This is a genomic window from Actinophytocola sp. NPDC049390, from assembly GCF_044466355.1.
Lineage (GTDB): Bacteria > Actinomycetota > Actinomycetes > Mycobacteriales > Pseudonocardiaceae > Actinophytocola.
Window position 1 is genome coordinate 148305 of the sequence record NZ_JBITMQ010000019.1, and the last position, 17996, is coordinate 166300.

The 17996-nt window shown below is 70.7% G+C and carries 13 protein-coding genes; 3 read left to right on the forward strand and 10 right to left on the reverse strand.

What is annotated here, in order from left to right; translation table 11 throughout:
• Nucleotides 1-10: 10 nt before the first annotated feature.
• The 7 genes from ACIBVP_RS39830 to ACIBVP_RS39860 form a co-directional block, all read right to left on the reverse strand.
• Nucleotides 11-1987 (reverse strand): alginate lyase family protein, encoded by a 1977-nt coding sequence (locus tag ACIBVP_RS39830; RefSeq protein WP_396111709.1) that lies wholly within the window; start codon nucleotides 1985-1987, stop codon nucleotides 11-13.
• Entirely contained in the window at nucleotides 1984-4674 is a 2691-nt protein-coding gene (locus ACIBVP_RS39835; protein ID WP_396111711.1) for a bi-domain-containing oxidoreductase, read from the reverse strand. Before ACIBVP_RS39835 ends, ACIBVP_RS39830 begins: the two co-directional genes overlap by 4 nt.
• Before the next feature lie 12 nt (nucleotides 4675-4686).
• Nucleotides 4687-6582: an asparagine synthase (glutamine-hydrolyzing) gene (gene asnB / locus ACIBVP_RS39840; protein WP_396111712.1), complete on the reverse strand. Its 1896-nt coding sequence runs from the start codon at nucleotides 6580-6582 to the stop codon at nucleotides 4687-4689.
• A gap of 12 nt (nucleotides 6583-6594) precedes the next feature.
• Nucleotides 6595-8082, reverse strand: a complete 1488-nt coding sequence (locus ACIBVP_RS39845) for a Wzz/FepE/Etk N-terminal domain-containing protein (protein WP_396111713.1) — start codon at nucleotides 8080-8082, stop codon at nucleotides 6595-6597.
• Nucleotides 8079-9431, reverse strand: coding sequence for an exopolysaccharide biosynthesis protein (locus tag ACIBVP_RS39850; RefSeq protein ID WP_396111714.1), 1353 nt, complete (start codon nucleotides 9429-9431; stop codon nucleotides 8079-8081). The genes ACIBVP_RS39845 and ACIBVP_RS39850 overlap by 4 nt, the downstream gene beginning before the upstream one ends.
• 108 nt (nucleotides 9432-9539) lie before the next feature.
• On the reverse strand, nucleotides 9540-10739 hold the full coding sequence (locus ACIBVP_RS39855) for a glycosyltransferase family 4 protein (RefSeq protein ID WP_396111715.1): 1200 nt from the start codon (nucleotides 10737-10739) through the stop codon (nucleotides 9540-9542).
• Entirely contained in the window at nucleotides 10720-12036 is a 1317-nt protein-coding gene (locus ACIBVP_RS39860; RefSeq protein WP_396111716.1) for a nucleotide sugar dehydrogenase, read from the reverse strand. Before ACIBVP_RS39860 ends, ACIBVP_RS39855 begins: the two co-directional genes overlap by 20 nt.
• A 190-nt stretch (nucleotides 12037-12226) precedes the next feature.
• On the opposite strand from ACIBVP_RS39860, the gene ACIBVP_RS39865 reads away from it, so the two are divergent.
• The gene (locus ACIBVP_RS39865; protein WP_396111717.1) at nucleotides 12227-13531 is read left to right on the forward strand and encodes a UDP-glucose dehydrogenase family protein; all 1305 of its coding nucleotides are present in this window, start codon (nucleotides 12227-12229) and stop codon (nucleotides 13529-13531) included.
• Here the strand turns inward: ACIBVP_RS39865 and ACIBVP_RS39870 are convergent.
• Nucleotides 13528-14040, reverse strand: coding sequence for a Clp protease N-terminal domain-containing protein (locus tag ACIBVP_RS39870; RefSeq protein WP_396111718.1), 513 nt, complete (start codon nucleotides 14038-14040; stop codon nucleotides 13528-13530). The two genes, ACIBVP_RS39865 and ACIBVP_RS39870, sit on opposite strands and share 4 nt — an antisense overlap.
• On the reverse strand, nucleotides 14041-14250 hold the full coding sequence (locus tag ACIBVP_RS39875; RefSeq protein WP_330843313.1) for a helix-turn-helix domain-containing protein: 210 nt from the start codon (nucleotides 14248-14250) through the stop codon (nucleotides 14041-14043).
• 64 nt (nucleotides 14251-14314) lie between these two features.
• Between ACIBVP_RS39875 and ACIBVP_RS39880 the strand changes: the two genes are divergently transcribed.
• Nucleotides 14315-15136: a hypothetical protein gene (locus ACIBVP_RS39880; RefSeq protein WP_396111763.1), complete on the forward strand. Its 822-nt coding sequence runs from the start codon at nucleotides 14315-14317 to the stop codon at nucleotides 15134-15136.
• 394 nt (nucleotides 15137-15530) lie between these two features.
• Here the strand turns inward: ACIBVP_RS39880 and ACIBVP_RS39885 are convergent, their stop codons facing one another.
• Nucleotides 15531-16160, reverse strand: coding sequence for a YitT family protein (locus ACIBVP_RS39885; RefSeq protein ID WP_396111719.1), 630 nt, complete (start codon nucleotides 16158-16160; stop codon nucleotides 15531-15533).
• Nucleotides 16161-16221: 61 nt separating this feature from the next.
• On the opposite strand from ACIBVP_RS39885, the gene ACIBVP_RS39890 reads away from it, so the two are divergent.
• Entirely contained in the window at nucleotides 16222-17634 is a 1413-nt protein-coding gene (locus ACIBVP_RS39890) for a PLP-dependent aminotransferase family protein (protein WP_396111720.1), read from the forward strand.
• The last annotated feature ends 362 nt before the right edge of the window (nucleotides 17635-17996 follow it).

Below are 17996 nucleotides of genomic sequence, written 5' to 3' on the forward strand. Positions count from 1 at the left end.
TCCGGAGGGATCAGCAGGAGAAACGGAGCACGGTCACGAACGAAGCGGCCTGGTCACCACCCGCCCGACCGGTGCCGACGAGCGCGGTGGCGGGTTCGAGCAGCCCGAAGTCCGGGGAGTACCAGCCCAGCGGCGGGTCCTCCGCGCCGCGGCACACGGTCCACTCGAGGTTCTTCGGCAGCTCGAGCACCGCCGTACGGTCGTCCCACGACAGCAACGCGGTGTTGCCCTCCAGCGACGCCGTGACCCGCGGGCCGAGGTGGTACGCGAGTCGGCAGTCGCGCCCGCCGACCGACAGCACCTCGTCGTGGATCTCCAGCTCGCGGATGTTCCGGTCGAGGCGGACGGTCCTGCGGTGCACGGCGGGTTCGCGGCCGCGGCTGTACCCGTCGTGCTCGGCACGCCACATCGCGATGTCACCCTGGCCCGGCTCCGCGGCGAGCACCTGGGTGCGCGCGTGCCGGGTCCACATGAACGGCCCGCCCGACTGCGACTGGTTCCGGCCGTCCAACTCGAGCGTGTTGTGCCCGAGCGTCGACCGGAAGTAGCCGCGCCACTCGGGTTGCCCGTGGTAGCAGTAAGTGCCCGGGTCGGCGAGGATCTCGACACCGTCGTGGCGCACCTCGACCGACAGCGCGTCGGCGTGCGCGTGCGCGGCGATCGACAGGAACCCGTGCGGCCCGCCGTCGCAGCGGCACCAGATCTCGCCGGGCTCCCCGTCGGCCGTGCGCAGGATCGTCATGCCGGCGTCGGCGAGGTGGTCGGGCCTGCTGCCCGGCCGGACCGCGTCGTTGTGCGCGCCGTTGGTCAGCGACGCGACGAGCGAGGTGCGGACGTCGTCGACCGGCACCCGCGGCCACCAGCGCTGCCTGCCGAACAGCTGGTCGCCGACGTGCAGGAGGCTCGCCCAGCGGTGCACATCGGCGCCGTCGACGATCAGCCCGTGCCCGTCGTCGGCGTCGCCCTGCCGGGGTGGGTTGAGCCGCACGTCGACGATCGCGGCGAGCGTGTCGCACATCCGCATCAGCACGAGCCACGTGGTGTCCGGCACCCGGACCCCGGCGGCGTCGGCCTCGACGGCGGCCGCGAGCCCCAGCTCCAGCACGAGCCCGTGGTACTCGGTGGCGAGCTCACGGTTGAGCCCGGACGCGAAGGTGTTGCGGTGCAGGTGCTCGTCGAACTGCCGCAGCGCCGCGGACCGCCACGACGGCGACTCGGGGAACCAGTCGAACGCGCAGGCCGCGACGAGCTGCCCGGCGGTCTCGGCGATGACGTGGTTGTTGGCGGACGACCCGTGGCTGCCGAGTGCGGCGAGCCACCGCTGGTGGTGCCAGATCTGGTGCAGTGCCTCGGGGTTGTCCTCGAACAGCTCGGCGGCACCGGACCAGCGGTCGAGCAGCCTGCGCACCCACACCCACGAGATGAGCCGGATGCCCAGCTCGATGCCGCTCACCCAGTGCACACCCCGCAGCGGCGGGTTCGACGCCCACCACGAACGCAGGTGTTCGGCGACGCGGTCCGCGTACTGCTCCTCGCCGGTGAGCGCGTAGGCGGCGGCGAGGACAGTGAGGTGCTGGTGCCGCGACGGCTCCCACAGCTGCTTGATGTCACCGACGGCGTGCTCGTCGCGGTAGGGGATGTCGAACGCGTACCGGTCGGTCGGCGCTCGCCTGCCGGTCTTGGGATCCCACGACCAGTCCGGCGACACCATGTCGTCCCGCACGACCCCGAAGTACTCGGCCCGCCCGGACATCAGCTCGTCGGCGGTGGCGAGCAACCGCGCTTTGGCGGCGGGGGTCACGGCCGCGAGCGCCTGGTCGGGCAGCACGGGAAGAAACCGTCGCCGCGGCAGCCACACGGCGTTCATGGCGACGTCGTCGTCGAGCACCCGCCGCCACCGGTGCACCCGCGCGGCGACGACCGCCCGGGCCGCGACTTCGCGCGGCCCCATGCGGGAGAGGCGTCGGAGGTACCAGGTGGGTCTCATGGCGCGTGCTCGCGAACGTGGACAGGCGCCCCGGTGTTGAGACTGGTCTCGACGGCGAGGGTGGCGCGGGTGGTGGCGGCGAGCGACTCGAACGAGACCGGCATGGGCCCACCGGACGCGATCGCTTCGACGAACTCGCGCAGCTCGGCGGCCTGGCCCTTGTCCCGCGCCTTGGGGAGCCGGGAACTGACCCACTTCTTGCGCCCGAACACGGCACCGCGCGTGAAGTCGTCGAACCGCAGCACCTTCCCGTCGGCGGTGAAGTCGATGGTCTCCTTCTGGAACTGCGCGGACCCGGTCGTGGTGTAGGTGACGGTCGCGGTCGACCCGTCGGCGTAGGTCAGCAGGACTTGCAGGTCGGCGTGCCCGGGGGTGGCGGTGGCGTACACGGTGACGGGATCGTCGGCGAGCAACCACGACACGGTGTCGATGAAGTGCCCACCCTCACCGGCGAACCGCGTGCCCTCGGCGGACTGCGTGTACCAGCTGCCACCGTCGAGCCGTCCGGCGTTGACGAGGTAGCGGACGGACGCGGGCCCGACCCGCCGCCCGAACTGCCGCCGAGTCTCGTTCAGCAGAGGTGCGAACCGCCGGTTGAACCCGACCTGGAGCCGGTCGTTCCCGGTCTCGTCGATGGTCGCGCGAACCGCCGCCAGCTCCGCTTCGGACAACGCGAGCGGCTTCTCGACGAAAACGGCCTTGCCGGCGCGCAGGGCCCGGTCGGTGAGTGCCGCGTGCGAACTGTGGCGGGTGACGACGAAGACGGCGTCGATGCTGTCGTCGTCGAGCAGGTCGTCGAGATCGGTGGAGGCGTGCCGGAACCCGAACTTCCGTTTGGCGTTGGCCCCGGACAGCGCGGAGGTCGTGACCACGTGGTGCAGGTCGACCTGCTGGTTCTCCGCAAGATGCGGCAACAGCATCGAGGAGGCGTAGTTCCCGGCCCCGATGAACCCAACCCGCACAGTCGACTTCCGAACAGCCACCCCCTGCCCAGTCAAGCCCGACCGTCCCCCACCCCCGGACGAAAGTCCCACTCGCGCTTCCCGGGGCCCCCCACTTTCAACGCTACCCACAGAACCACGACGAACGAAAGCCCCGGAAGCCCCATCCCCGAACGAGAGTCCCATTCGCACACCCGGGGAACCCCCGATTTCCACGCTACCGTCAAAACCGGCGCCCGCGAACCCCGCCCCGGAACCGTCTCCGTACGAAAGTCCCATTCGCGCACCCTGGGGCCCCCCGTTTTCCACATTACCGCCGGAGGCGGTTTCGGCGGAAGCGTCCAAGGAATCATCCCCGAGCGAAAGTCCCATTCGCACGCCCCGGGGGCCCCCGTTTTCCACGCTACCGTTGACCGCGGGGGCTGGGGAAGCGTCCGCGGAATCATGTCCGTGCGAGAGTCCCATTCGCGTGTTCTGGGGCCCCCCGATTTCCACATTACCGTTCGCGGTGGGGGGTTCTGAAGTGTTCTCGGTGGCGTCTTCGTGCGAGAGTCCCATTCGCGCGGTCTGGGGGCCCCCGGTTTCCACGTTACCAGCGGGCACCGACAAATCCGGGGCCTCATCGCTGGGGTAATCGAACAGGACCGCCACGGCTTTCAGTTCGCCGTCGTTCAGTGAGCGGTACGTCTCCACCGCGTCGTCGAACCGCGCGATGTGGGTGATCAGCGGCGCGACGTCGATCCGCCCACGCGCGGCGAGATCCAGGAAGCACTCCAGGTTCCGCCGCTCCGTCCACCGCACATACCCGATCGGGTAGTCGCGCCCCTCCAACTCGTACGACGGGTCATACCGACCAGGCCCGTACGAGCGGGAGAACCGAACATCCAACTCCTTCTCGTAGTACGCGTTCCACGGCAGGTTCAGGCTGCACTTCCCGATGTCCACGACCGTCCCGCGATCGCGTGCCAGCTTCGCCGCCAGCTCGACCGGCTGGTTCGACGCTCCACCGGCGGCCAGGTACACCTGGTCGACCCCGAACCCGTTGGTCAGCGACGCCACGGCGTTCGCCACCGTGTCCGAGCCGGGAGCCGCGCACAGCGACGCCCCCACCGACTCCGCCAGCTCGCACCGCACCGGATCGGGATCGACACCGATCACCGTCACCCCGGACGCCACCAACAGCTGGACCACCAGCTGCCCGATCAACCCCAGCCCGATCACCAACGCCACGTCGCCGAGCTGCGGCTCGCCGCGCCGCACACCCTGCATGGCGATGGACCCGACCGTGCCGAACGCGGCGTGCTGCGGCGCCAGCGCGGCGGGCACCGGGGCGTACAGGTTCTTCGGCACCCAGTTCAGCTCCGCGTGCAGCGCGTGCTCGTTGCCCGCGCACGCCACCAGCGAACCCACCGACACATCCGTGACGCCCTCGCCGACCGCCGTCACGACGCCGCACAGCGAGTACCCCAGCGGCGTGTACGAGTCGAGCTTGCTGGTCACCTTGCGGTACGTGGCGGCGAGGCCGTTCGTCGCGACGCTCTGCATCACCTTCGCCACCTGGTCGGGGCGTGCCTTCGCCTTGCCCAGCAACGACTTGCTCGCCTCGCTGACCTTCATCAGCTCGGTACCGGTGGAGATCAGCGAGTACAGCGTCCGCACCAGCACCCCGCCCGGCTTGCACGCCGGCTCCGGTACGTCCAGGAGCGCCAGTTCGCCGCTCTTGTAGTTCTGCACAACCTGCTTCAAGACCCTTGTCCTTTACTCAGCCGAGAGAGCGGCGCGGTACCAGTGTTCGAGCGTCAGCACGTGCCAGAGGTGTTTCGACCGGTCCTCCCGACCGGTCCGGTCCTCGTCAACCAACCGCCGCAGCGCCTCGCGGCGCAGGAAACCGTTGCGCACCAGCAGACCCTCCTCCACGACCTCGCGGACAAGCGGTGCGAGATCGCGGCTCATCCACGCACGCAGCGGCGCCGAGAACAGCCCCTTCGGGCGGTACACGATCTCGCTCGGCAGGATCCGCTCGGCGGCCTTCTTCAACGCCACCTTCCCCTGCCTGCGCACGATCTTGCGGTTGCCGGGGATCGCGAACGCCGCCTTCACCACCTCGACGTCCACGAACGGCACCCGCACCTCCGTCGACGCCGCCATGCTCGACCGGTCCGTGTACGCCAGGTTCAGGCCCGGCAGGAACATCCGCGAGTCCGCGAGGCACATGCGGTTCACGAAGTCGGTCAGCTCGTTGTCGTGGTAGGTGTCCGCGTGCTCGGTCAGCACTTCGTCGACCGTGCCGGACAGGTCCTGGCTCACCAGCGCCGTCAGCTCCGCCCGGTCGTACATGGTGTAGCTGCGCCGGAACGCGGTCTCCTCCGGCAGGTCCGCGAACGACAGGAACCGCTTCGCGAACCGCACCGAACGGTAGCCACGCTTCGACGTGGCCACCGGCAGCCTGTCGACCAGGGCGTGCACCGGACGGCGGACCGCACCGGGGATCCGCTGGTAGCCCAGCGCCAGCGTGTTCGCCAGGTGCTTGCGATATCCCGCGAACAACTCGTCCGCGCCCATGCCCGACAGCATCACCTTCACCCCCGCATCGCGGGCCGCGGTGCAGATGAGGAACGTGTTGATCGCCGCCGGGTCACCGATCGGCTCGTCGAGGTGGTAGGTCATCTTCGGCAGCAGGTCCAGCACCCGCGGCGCGATCTCGATCTCGTGCAGGTCCACGCCGAACCTCGCCGCCACGACCCGGGCGTAGCGCAGGTCGTCCGGCATCGCCTCGAACTTCGCGTCCTCCGCGCGGAAACCGATCGTGTACGCGGAGATCCCCGGCTGGTGCTTCGCCGCGAGCGCCGTCAGATAGCTGGAGTCGAGACCACCGGACAGGAACGTCGCCACCGGCACATCCGACAGCAGGTGCGCCTTCGTCGACTCCTCCACCACGGCCGCGAGGTCCACATCGGACACCTCGCGGGCCGAAGCGGCTACCTCCCGCAGCGACCAGTACGTGCCGCTCTCCGACGTGCCGTCCGGGCGCAGCCGCAACCACGAACCCGGCGGCAGCTTCGACGCCTCCCGGTACGCGCACCGGCTGTCCGGGACCCAGTAGTACAGCAGCGACGCCACCAGCGCCGCGTCGTCCACCGTCAGGTCACCCAGCTCGTTCGCGAGCGCCTTCAGCTCCGACGCGAACACCGCGCCACCGCCGCGCCGCACGTAGAACAGCGGCTTGATACCCAGCTGGTCACGCACCAGCGTCAGCTCACCGGTCCGCTCGTCGAACACCCCGAACGCGAACATCCCGCGCAGCCGGGGCAGACAGTCCACGCCCCACCGCCGCCACGCCCGCAGCAGCACCTCCGTGTCCGACGTGCCGCGGAACCGCTCACCCAGTGACTCCAGCCCCCGGCGCAGCTCCGGCGCGTTGTACAGCTCGCCGTTGTACGTGAGGACCAGGCCCTCGGCCACCATCGGCTGCGCGCCCGTCTCCGTCAGGTCGATGATCGACAGGCGCCGGTGCCCGAGGTGGACCTCGCCGTCACCCGCGCGTCCCGACCAGCGGCCGGAGCCGTCCGGGCCGCGGTGCGCGAGCGTCTTCGTCAGCCGGTCCGTCAGCGGACCGCCGTCCGGCCACAGATAGCTGCCTGCGATGCCACACATGCGTATGCCCTCTCAGCCCTGTGTCCTGCGCCGGGCCAGCTTCGTCGTGGGTCGGTCGTGGCCCGGAGCCGCGACCGGCGCGAACCGCTTCGTCGGCAGGTCCGCGTTCGAGCCGTTGGTCCCGTTCGTGCCGTTGGTCGACGCCGCGTGCTTCGTCCGGCCACGCAGCGCGGTGTGCAGGCCGTCCCACAGCGTCCCGTCCGTCCTGTCCCGCGGATCCGGGTCGACCAGCACCACGCCGACGATCGGGATGCCCAGCTCCGCGAGCTGCCGGGCCACCGTGTGCAGCCACGCCGTGTTCGCGAACCCGGCACGCACCACCAGCAGCGTCTCCGTGCCGAGATGCGGCAGGTCCGTCCACGGCGCACCCGGCGCCACCGACCCGACGCCGAGCACGTGCTCGTTGCCCACCTCGGCGTCCACGGCGGCCGCGAGACTCGCCGCGACCTTCGGCGCGCCCAGCTCCAGCACCGACACCGGGTCCGTGCCCTCCCGCACCAGCCGGACCAGCGTCGCCGTGACCCGCGCGTGCTCCTCGTCGGCCTTCTTGTCCGGCAGCTGCCAGCGGCGACGGCCCAGCCCGCGGCTCGGCAGCTGCGCGATCACCGACGCGCCGAGGCTCGCCGCGACGTCCCGGCGCAGCACCGGCCGGTCCCGCACCACCCCGCTCACCGCCGCCAGCGTCAGACCGATGACCAGGCCGAACACCAGCCCGATGCCCGCCTGCGTGGCCCCGGTGACCTTCAACGACGTGCGCACCGGCCGCGGCGCGTCCACGATCTGCGTGCCCGCCGACACCCGTGGCGCGCCGAGACCCGCCTGCTGCGCCTGCTGCGTCAGCTGGCTGATCTGGTCGGTCAGCTCGGCCCGCCGCGCGTACAGCGAGTCGAGGTTCGCGGCGTTCGACGGCGGCGGCGCGGCTTCCTCGCCGTTCTCCTGGTTCTCCTGCTCCTGGGCCGCCTGCGCCTCCGCACCCGAGATCTGCCCGTTCACCTGCTTCAGCTCGGCTTGCACCTGGGCGCGCTGGTCGGTCAGCGCCTTCGCCTCCGCCTGCGCCGCCGACTGGATGCGGCCCACGTGGTCGGCGATGAACGCCTCCGCCATCGCCTTCGCCCGCCGCGCCGCCTCCGCGCCCGTCGGCCCCTCGACCGTCACCTCCAGCACGTTGTTGGTGACGCCGACGACCGTGACCGTCTTCAGGAACTCCTCGGGCCGCTCGTCCAGCTTGAGCCGCCGCACCGCGTCCGCCGCGATCCTGGTGGTGCTCATCAACGCCACGTCCGTGCGGATCAGGCTGCCGCCGTCGGACGGGCCGTCCTGCTCGTGCACCACGAGGATCCGGGTCACCGCACTCGGCGTCGGCGGCATGAGAACCGTCAGCAGCCCGCCCGCGAGGAATCCGAGCAGCGCGAAACCGATCCACAGGCGCCGCCCGCGGCGGATCGCCGTCCACAGACGGGAGAAGTCGAGGAGGTGCTGCGGTGTGTTCGCCTGGCTCACGTCGCACCTGCCAGCGCCGGTTCGGTGCGCGTCTCGCGGACGACCGCACGCGTGCGGTGGGTGACGACCAGGCCGAGGACGTCGTGCCCGGCGTCGGCGCAGGCCGCCGTGAGCTCCACCAGCTGCCAGCCGGTCCACGTGCCCACGGTGACGACCACCAGCACCCCCGGCACCGCGTCGTCCGGCACCGTCGGCCGGTCCGCGGCCACCTCGACCACCTGCACCGTCAACCTGGTCTCGGCCGCGAAGTCGGCCAGGCGGGCCGCTGCCCGGCGGGCGGCCGCGTCGTCCCGCGCTACCACGGCCAGCACCCGGCCCGGTCCCGGCGGCAGGTGCTCACGCAACCGCGACACCGCGCGGCGGTAGCGGATCTCCAGCCCCGCCTCGTCCGCCGCGGGCGGCAGCTCCGGCACACGCCACGGCCGGTCGTCCACCACCAGGCGGGCGAGCCGCCGCCACACCGTCGCGGGCTCGGGCGCCGCCGACGGCTCCTCCGGCACGTCGATCGCGCCCAGCACCGTCGTGCCCAGCGCCGCCCCGATCTGCGTCTCGTCCCGCAGCCGCCGGTCCGTGCGCGCCGCGAACAGGTGCCCGAACAGGCCGAGCAGGAAGAACACCACCGCGCCACCGGCGACGAAATGCGTCATCGTCGGCGCGGCCGGGCCGAGCGGGCGGTCCGCCGGACCCATCACGACGATCCTCGACGAACCCGACACCGTCTCCAGCTCGTCGAGCTTCGCGACCGCCTGCGACAGCGCCGACCGCAGCGACTCCAGCTCCGTGCGCACCCCGACGCTCTCGATCGTCTGCCCCTGCCCCGCCGAGTTGTGCAGGTCCGAGATCTTCTGGTTCGTCTCGATGATCTGCCGGCGCAGCGTCTCCTGCTGCTCCTGCGACAGCTGCGCCGACGGGTCCGCCGAGTTCGCCGTCAACTGCGTCGAGAACGTCACGTACTCCTGCGCCACCCGGTCCGCCAGCTGCTGCGCGCGCTCCGGGGAGTCCGCCATCGCCGTGATCCCGATGATGTTGCCGTCGGCGACCCCGGCCACCACGTCGTCGGCCAGCTCGGTGCCCGACACCCCCCAGCGCAGCGCCGCCGCCGCCCGGTCCAGCACCACCGAGCTGTGCGCCACCTGCGCCTCGGTCAGCAGCTCGTCCGGGTCACGCGGGCCCTGTAACAGCACGTTCGCGGACGTCTCGTAGCCGGGGGAGAACAGCGCCGAGACACCCGCACCCACAACGGCGCCCACCACGGCGATCGCTAAGAGTAACCGCCATCTCAGCCGCAGTACGTGCCAGATGATGGCGAGCCGTGCTGAGTCAGCGGCGTCGGAGACAGCGTCGTTCATCGCGTCGGGCCCCCTTTCGAGGTACTTCGGCACCTGATCGGGCCGGGCGCCTCACGAGTCCCGTCGCGGTTGGCCTGACTTTGGTTACACCCCGACGGTTACTCTTGGTCAAGATGTGGCGGCCTCGTAAGCCGCCAGCAGTGCTTTCTGCGAGTTGCTCCACGCCAGCGGACCCTCGACGCGTTCCTTGCCGAGCTTGCCCATGCGGGCCCGCTCCTCCGGGTCGTCGAGCAGCCGCGCAGTCAGCCGCGCGAACTCCAGCTCGTCGTTCGCCGGCGCGTACACGGCGGCCTCGCCCGCCGACACCCGCGCCTCCGTCAGCTCGAACGACACGATCGGCCGCGACATGGCCATGTACTCCATGACCTTGTTCATCGTCGACACGTCGTTCAACGGGTTGTGCGGATCCGGCGACAGGCACACGTCCGCCGTCGACAGGTACCGCACCAGGTCCTCGTCCGGGATGCGGCCGGTGAACTCGACGACGTCGTCGAGGCCGAGCCGCTTCGCCAGCGCCACCATCTCGTCGAACGTGTCACCCGCGCCCACGAACACGGCGTGCCAGTCGTCGCGTCCCAGCTCGTCGCGCAGCAGCGCCAGCGAACGCAGCGCGTAGTCCACGCCGTCCTGCGGGCCCATCACCCCCAGGTAGCACAGCAGGTGCGGCCTGCCCTTCTTCAGCTCCGGCTCCGGGGCGACCTGCCGGAACCGGTCGATGACCGGCGCGCTGCGCACCACGAACACCTTGTCGGGGTCCATGCCCCCACGCGTGATCGCCGCCGTCCGGTAGCTCTCGTTCGTCGAGATCACCACGTCCGCGGCCCTGTACGTGGCCCGTTCCAGCCGGCACACCGCGTTGTAGAGGGCGTCCTTGCCGCGGTTCGCGAACCGCGACAGGTACAGCTCCGGGCACAGGTCGTGCTGGTCGAAGACGAACCGCGTGCCCTTGCGCCGCAACATCTTCGCCACCAGGTACAGCAGGTCCGGCGGGTTGCAGGCGTGGACCACGTCGATCTTGCCCGCCTTGCTGATCGCACGCGCCAGCCGCATCGTATGCCACAGCGCGGCGCCGTACTCCTTGACATAGCCGCGCGGTCCGCCGGTCGCCGCGTCCAGCGGATAGCGGTGGATCTGCACACCGTCCAGCTCGACGTACGGCTCCCGGTCCCGCTTCGTCCCCTGTGGACAGATGACGTGCACGTCCCAGCCCGCGTCCCGCAACGTCTGCGACTCCTGCCAGACCCTGCGGTCGAACGGGACGGACAGGTTCTCGACCAGGATCAGAGCTTTACCAGGCAAGGCCGACATACCCCTTGTCAGCCCGGCGCGCTTCCGCGTCCGGGAGGCGGACCAGATCGATCAGCGTGCGATCACCACCGTGCGGCAGTGCCGCCAACACGAGCGGGTCGGTCGTGGCGACCAGGTACACGTCCGCGTGCGCGAGCACCTCGTCCACGTCGGCAGCGAGCAACTGGCCGAGATGCGGCAGGCGCTGCTCGATGTACTCGCGGTTCGCGCCCAGCAGCCGCGACATGCTCACGTTCGCGTCGTGGATCTTCAGGTCGTAGCCCTTGCCGAGCAGCCGCTCCGCCAGCTCCACCATCGGGCTCTCCCGCAGGTCGTCCGTGCCCGGCTTGAACGACAGACCGAACAGGCCCACCCTGCGCTTCCCCGTGCGGGCCACCAGTTCGAACGCACGCTTCAGGTGCTCCTCGTTCGACGGCAGCACATGCGACAGGATCGGCACGTGCACGTCCGCGCGGTGCGCCGCGTGCACCAGCCCGCGCAGGTCCTTCGGCAGGCACGAACCGCCGAACGCGAACCCCGGCTTCAGGTAGGCGGGGCTGATGTTGAGCTTGCGGTCGGCGACGAACACGTCCATCACCGCGTGCGAGTCCAGGCCCAGCGCCCCGCAGATCGCGCCAAGCTCGTTCGCGAAACCGATCTTGAGCGCGTGGAAGGAGTTGTCCGCGTACTTCGTGATCTCCGCGACCGGGATCGCCACCCGGAACACGTCCCCGGGCAGCCCCTCGTACAGGGCCGCGACCACGTCACCGCTGGCGGCGTCCAGCTCGCCGATCACCGTCTTCGGCGGGTCGAAGAAGTCCCGGACACTCGACCCCTCACGCAGGAACTCCGGGTTCACCGCCACCCCGAAGTCCACGCCCGCCGTCTTGCCGGACGCCTTCTCCAGGATCGGCACCAGCAGGTTCAGGCAGGTGCCCGGCAACATCGTGCTGCGGAACACCACCGTGTGGCGGGTGTCCCGCTCCGCGATCGCCTCGCCGATCTGCTCCGCCACCCGCTCCAGGTAGGCGGTGGACAGGCTGCCGTTCGGCGCCGACGGCGTGCCGACACACACCAGCGACACGTCCGAGCTCGCGACCGCGTCCCGCACGTCCGTGGTCGCGCGCAGCAACCCGGTCGCCACGACCTCCGCCGTCAGCTCACCGATCCGCTCCTCGACCACCGGGGCGTGCCCGCCCGTGATGAGGTCGACCTTGGTCGGGTTGACGTCCACACCGACGACGTCGTTGCCACGGGAGGCGAGGCACGCGGCCGAGACACAGCCCACGTAGCCGAGGCCGAAAACGCTGACTCTCATCTCGTGCCCGCCTGTCTGAGGGCAGCACAAAAGAAGCGTGCCATTACCACGCGTTCCTCCGATGGGATGTTGTGCGGGGCCCCGAAACCGCACCCTGGTTCAGACAGTGAGTCGGCCGTCGGCCGGTTCCCGTTACGAGACATGTAGCGTTCTTCGTGACGTGTTGGGGATCAGGAGGGGAGTCCGGCCCGTGTTCGTACGGCGGATTGCGGTTGTGGGAACCGGATATGTCGGGTTGACGACCGGTGCGTGCCTGGCTTCGCTCGGTCACCACGTGGTGTGCGCGGACGTCGACGCCGAGAAGGTCAAGCGCCTTTCCAACGGCGAGGTCGACATCCTCGAACCGGGCCTCGCCGACCTGGTGTCCGGCGGTCTCGCCGCGGGCCGTCTGTCGTTCGTGCTCGGCGCCGCCGCTGCCGTCGAGGGCAGCGAGGTCGTGTTCCTGTGCGTGCCGACACCCATGGGTGTCGGCGGCGTCGCCGACCTGTCCGTGGTCGAGTCGGTGCTGGAGGAGGTCGGGCCGCTGCTGCCCGCCGGCGCCGTCGTCGTCAACAAGTCGACCGTGCCCGTCGGCACCGCCCAGCGCACCGCCGAACTGCTGGAGCGTGACGACGTCGCCGTCGTGTCGAACCCCGAGTTCCTCCGCGAGGGCTCCGCGGTCCACGACTTCCTGCACCCCGACCGCATCGTCGTCGGCTGCGACAAGCAGGACGCCGCGGAGAAGGTGGCCGCGCTCTACGCCCGCCTCGGCGCCCCGACCGTGCTCACCGACGCCGCGTCCGCCGAGCTGGTCAAGTACGCCGCCAACTGCTTCCTCGCGATGAAGCTGTCGTACGTCAACGCCGTCGCCGAACTGTGCGACCGCCTCGGCGCCGACATCTCCGACGTCACCGAGGGCATGGGCTACGACAAGCGCATCGGCCAGGCGTTCCTCAACCCCGGCCCCGGCTGGGGCGGCTCCTGCCTGCCGAAGGACACCTCGGCGATGCTGCAGCTCGCCGACGCGGCCGACTTCGAGTTCCGGCTCATCCGCGCCACCATCGACACCAACAACCGCCAGCGCCAGCGCATGGTCGAGAAGGTCCGCCTCGCCGTCACCGGCAAGCGCGGCGGCTCACTGTCCAAGGTGCGCCTCGGCGTCCTGGGCCTGACCTTCAAGGCGGGCACCGACGACCTCCGCGACAGCCCCGCGCTCGCCGTGTCGGCGCTGCTGCGCCAGGCGGGTGCGAAGCTCACCGCGTACGACCCGGCGCTGCGCACCGGCGACACCCGCGCCGACCTGGACGGCATCACCCTGGTCGACGACCCGTACCGCGCGGCGGAGGGCGTCGAGGCCCTGGTGGTCCTCACCGAGTGGCCCGAGTTCCGCGGCCTCGACTGGTCCAAGCTGGCCGAGGTCGTCAACCGACCGATCGTGGTCGACACCCGCAACCTGCTGGACCCGGACGTCCTCCGCCGCGCCGGCTTCGAATGGCTGGGCCTGGGCCGCCGCTAACCCATGACCGCGAGCCGCGCGCGGACGTCCAGATACGACAGTCCGTGCGTGGCGAGCAGCTGACCCGCCACACCGTCGTGGGCGGCCAGCGCCAGCAGCAGGTGCTGGTCGCCCAGTTCGCGTGCCCGGAGTGACTTCGCCTGGTCCAGTGCGCCACGCAGCACGTCCTTCGCCGTGCGGGTGAAGCGGTTGCGGCCCGCTGGTGGCACGAGCACGTCCTCGCCGAGCGCGCGTTCTACGCTCGCCACGACCTCGTCCACGTCGATACCCAATTCGCTCAGCACCGCCGCGGCCTCGGCGTCCGACAGGCCGCCCTTCCGCTCGGCCTCACGGAACGCCGTGTCGACCGTGGACGGCGTGACGCCCGCGTCGGAAAGCAGTCGCGCCGAGGTCGTGCCGGGCTGGTCGAGGAGAGCGAGGAGCAGGTGCTCGTCGGTCACCTCGTTGCGGGCCTGCCGCGTCGCCTCGTGCACCACGTGCCGCGCGACCGCGGTGAACCGGTTGAACATCTACGCCCTCCCGTGCTTCTTGTGCACCGCCTGGCGCGAAACACCCAGCTCGGCGGCGATCTCCTGCCACGACCAACCCTTCGTCCGCGCGTTGCGGACCTGCACGGCCTCCAGCCGCTCGAGGAGCTTGCGCAGCGCCGCGACCGCCTGGAGCCCGACCCGGGGATCCCGGTCGCCCGCGGCGGCGGCCAGTTGTGTCGCTTCCGTCATGATGTCAACATAGGTTGACAGCGTCGAACTGTCAACTTGAGTTGACATCTATATTCTGATCATGGTGCCCAGCATCGAGGTGGCCGAACGGCCCGGCGTCGGGCCGGACGGCGCGGTCCGTCCCAGCGAGGACGTGGTGGTGGTGCTGCCGAACGCGGTCGTGCTGCTCGACGGCGCGACCTCGCTCGACCCCGCGCTCCCGTCCGGCGGCTGGTACGCGAACCGGCTCGCACACGAACTCTCCGGTCGCCTGGTCGGCTACCCGGACGCCGACCTCGCCGACCTGCTCGCCGCCGCGATCAAGGCCCTCGCCCGCGACCAGGGCCTGGTGCCCGGGGAGTCCCCGTCCAGCACGGTCGCGCTGCTGCGCTGGAACGACACCCGCGTCGAAGCCCTCGTCCTGGCCGACAGCCCGATCGTCGCGTTCACCACGACGGGCACACACCTCGTGACCGACAACCGCCTCGCGTCCATGCCGAGAGGCAGCGGCTACCGCGACCGCCTCGCGTCCGGCGCGGGCTACGACGACGACCACCTGATGGCCCTACGCGCGGCGGCCACCTCCATGAGCCGCCGCCGCAACACCGAAGGCGGCTTCTGGGTGGCGGAGGCCGACCCCGACGCCGCCCACTACGCCGAACGCGCCACCTGGCCCCGCGCCGACGTCCACACAGTCCTGATGGCGACCGACGGCGTCTCCTGCGGCGTAGACACCTACCACGTCTTCCCAGACTGGACCGCCGTCCGCGACCTGGCACTAACCGAGGGCCCGGAATCCGTACTGGACGCCGTCCGAACCGCGGAAAACAACGACCCGAACGGCACCCGCTGGCCCCGCCCCAAACCCCACGACGACCAAGCCCTGGCCCTAGTGACCTTCATATAACCAATCCCCCGCGAGTCGCGCCCCCGAACACAACGAGTTGACGATTTCGTGCAGCCGCCCAGCGTCTGGGACCTGCACGAGACCGCCAGTTCGCGATGCGTAGGAACGCGACTCGCGTTCCCTAAACCTCGCGAGTCGCGTTCCCGGACACAGCGAGTTGGTGGTTTCGTGTAGTTGCGCGGCGTCTGGGATCTGCACGAGACCGCCAGTTCGGGATGTGTGGGGGCGCGACTCGCGTTTCCTGAGTCTCGCGAGTCGCGTTCCCGGGCGTAGTGAGTTGGTGGTTTTGTGCAGCTGTTCGATGTTCGGGGCCTGCACGAAATCGCCAACTCGTTATGCGTGGGGGCGTGACTCGCGGTGTTCTGGGGCGTGACTCGCGGGGTGGTGTGTTTCTTTATTTGGTTGGGGGTTTTTGCCACGTTACGAGGGGGAGGAACGCCTGTACCAGGGGGCCGATGGCCAGCGCGTACAGGATCGTGCCTACGCCTACCGTGCCGCCGAGGAGCCAGCCCGTTGCGAGCACCGTCAGTTCGATCGCCGTGCGGACCAGTCGGATCGACCAGCCCGTCCGCGCGTGCAGGCCGGTCATCAACCCGTCGCGCGGGCCCGGTCCCAGTCGGACACCGATGTAGGCCGCCGACGCCAGGCCGTTCAGCACCACCCCGGCCACCATGAGCACGATCCGCGGCGCCAGTGCCGACGGTGGCGCCAGCACGGCGAGCGTGAGGTCCACCGCCACCGCGATCACCAGGATGTTCGACACCGTGCCGATGCCCGGGCGCTGCCGCAGCGGGATCCAGCACAGCAGCACCAGTGCGCCGGTCAACGCGGTGACCGTGCCGAACGTGAGCCCCGTCAGTTCCGACAGCGCCTCGTGCAGCACGTCCCACGGGTCCAGGCCCAGGCCCGACCGGATCATCAGGCCCATGCTCGCCCCGTACAGGGCCAGGCCGCCGAACAGTTGGGCCAGGCGCCGGACAGGTGACGTGCGAACAGGAACCTGATGAAGATCGACCACGGTCATGTGGCCATGTTGCGATCAACATTGGCTTGTCATCAATAGCCAATCTCCATAAATTGGCCTGGTGAACGCGAGACGTCTGGCACACCTGCTCGGCAACTGGCGCCGTCACGGCTCCCGGCAGGGCACGGCCGACCTGGCCGCCGGCCTGCGGCTGCTCATCCTCGACGGACGCCTCCCCGCGGGTACCGCGCTGCCACCCGAACGGGAACTGGCCGCCGCCCTCGACGTCAGCCGCACGATGATCGCCGGCGCCTGGGAACGGCTGAAGGCCGACGGGCTCGTCGTCAGCCGCCGCGGCGCCGGGTCGTGGACCGCCATCCCCGCGACCGCGGGTCACCGGGAACCGCCCGACGACCCGGACACCATCGACCTCGCCCGCGCCGTGCCACCCGCCATCGCCGGGATCGCGGCCGCCGCCGAGGCTGCCGCACCACGTCTCGCCACCGAGCTGTGCTCCCACGGCTACTACGAACAGGGCATGCCCGACCTGCGGGAACGCCTCGCCGACCGGTACACGGCACGCGGCCTGCCCACCACGCCCGACCAGATCCTCGTCACCAACGGCGCCCACGTCGCGTTCGCCATGGCGTTGCGCCTGTTCACCGGTCCCGGCGACCGCGTCCTCATCGAGCAGCCGACCTACCCGAACGCGATCGAGGCGATCCTCGGTGCGCACGCCGTGCCCGTGCCGGTCGCCATGACCGAGTCCGGCTGGGACCTCGACGGCGTCGAGGCCACGCTCCGCCAGACCGCGCCCCGCCTCGCCTACCTGATCCCCGACTTCCAGAACCCCACCGGCGCCCGCCTCGACGCGGACGGGCGCAGGCGCCTCGGCGCCGCGTTCCGCCGCGCCCGCACCCCCGTCGTGATCGACGAAACCAACGTCGACCTGGACTTCACCGCCGCGCCGCTGCCGCCGTTCAGCGCGTTCGGCGGTGACCTGGTGGTGGCCGTCGGCTCCGCGGGCAAGTCGTACTGGGGTGGCCTGCGGCTCGGCTGGGTCCGCGCACCCGCGGAGGTCATCGCCCGCCTCACCACCGCCCGCCGCGGCCTCGACCTCGGATCGGCCGTGTTCGAACAGCTCGTGCTGAGCGAACTGCTCGACGGCCCGCCCGAGCCGATGCTCGACCGCCGTCGCGTGCTGGTCGAACGACGGGACACGCTCGTCGCGCTGCTCCGCGAGCAGTGCCCGGACTGGGCGTTCACCGTGCCGGACGGCGGGCTGAGCCTCTGGTGCCTGCTGCCCGCGCCGGTCAGCACCCGGCTCGCCGCCGTGGCGCAGAACTTCGGTGTCCGCATCGCGCCCGGCTCGTTCTTCACCCCGCACGGGGGACTCGAGCGCTACCTGCGGGTGCCGTACACCCAGCCCGTCGACGTGCTGGGCGAAGCGGTGCGCAGGCTCACCGCGGCGGCGGCGTCAGTCGCTGAATGTCGTGCCCCGATCGCGGAGAACGGGTTCATTCCGGTCACATGACTGGACCGGAGGACTGTATACAGGGTAGAAAGCAGTGCGCTGGATGGCCTAGTCCACCGTCGGCCGATCGGCCGGGCGGGAGGAATGCCATCCAGCGCACTGCTCGCCTCTGGGCGCGCTCGGCAGGGGCCGGCCGGCACAGCCCCTCGTTGTGCCGACTGGGACGAGCTGCCAGAGGGGGAGCCCCGGCGCCGCGGGGGCATCGCGGCGCCGGGGCCAGGTCCCGACCTGACCGGGCGCGGTCGGCAGGTCGGGTGGCTTGTGATGTTTTCGGGGGACGCCGGGAGAGTTCGTTCGGACCAGTGGGTTCGGCCGCCTGGATCACGTCAAAAGTCGTTGTGGGCAGCTGGGGACACAGGTGT

Bases quoted from the DNA above. Each gene is read 5' to 3' on its own strand.
- ACIBVP_RS39875 (WP_330843313.1), bottom strand. From the start codon at position 14,250: ATGACGGAAGCGACACAACTGGCCGCCGCCGCGGGCGACCGGGATCCC.
- ACIBVP_RS39830 (WP_396111709.1), bottom strand. From the start codon at position 1,987: ATGAGACCCACCTGGTACCTCCGACGCCTCTCCCGCATGGGGCCGCGC.
- ACIBVP_RS39885 (WP_396111719.1), bottom strand. From the start codon at position 16,160: ATGACCGTGGTCGATCTTCATCAGGTTCCTGTTCGCACGTCACCTGTC.
- ACIBVP_RS39860 (WP_396111716.1), bottom strand. From the start codon at position 12,036: ATGAGAGTCAGCGTTTTCGGCCTCGGCTACGTGGGCTGTGTCTCGGCC.
- ACIBVP_RS39850 (WP_396111714.1), bottom strand. From the start codon at position 9,431: ATGAACGACGCTGTCTCCGACGCCGCTGACTCAGCACGGCTCGCCATC.
- ACIBVP_RS39855 (WP_396111715.1), bottom strand. From the start codon at position 10,739: ATGTCGGCCTTGCCTGGTAAAGCTCTGATCCTGGTCGAGAACCTGTCC.
- ACIBVP_RS39870 (WP_396111718.1), bottom strand. From the start codon at position 14,040: ATGTTCAACCGGTTCACCGCGGTCGCGCGGCACGTGGTGCACGAGGCG.
- asnB (WP_396111712.1), bottom strand. From the start codon at position 6,582: ATGTGTGGCATCGCAGGCAGCTATCTGTGGCCGGACGGCGGTCCGCTG.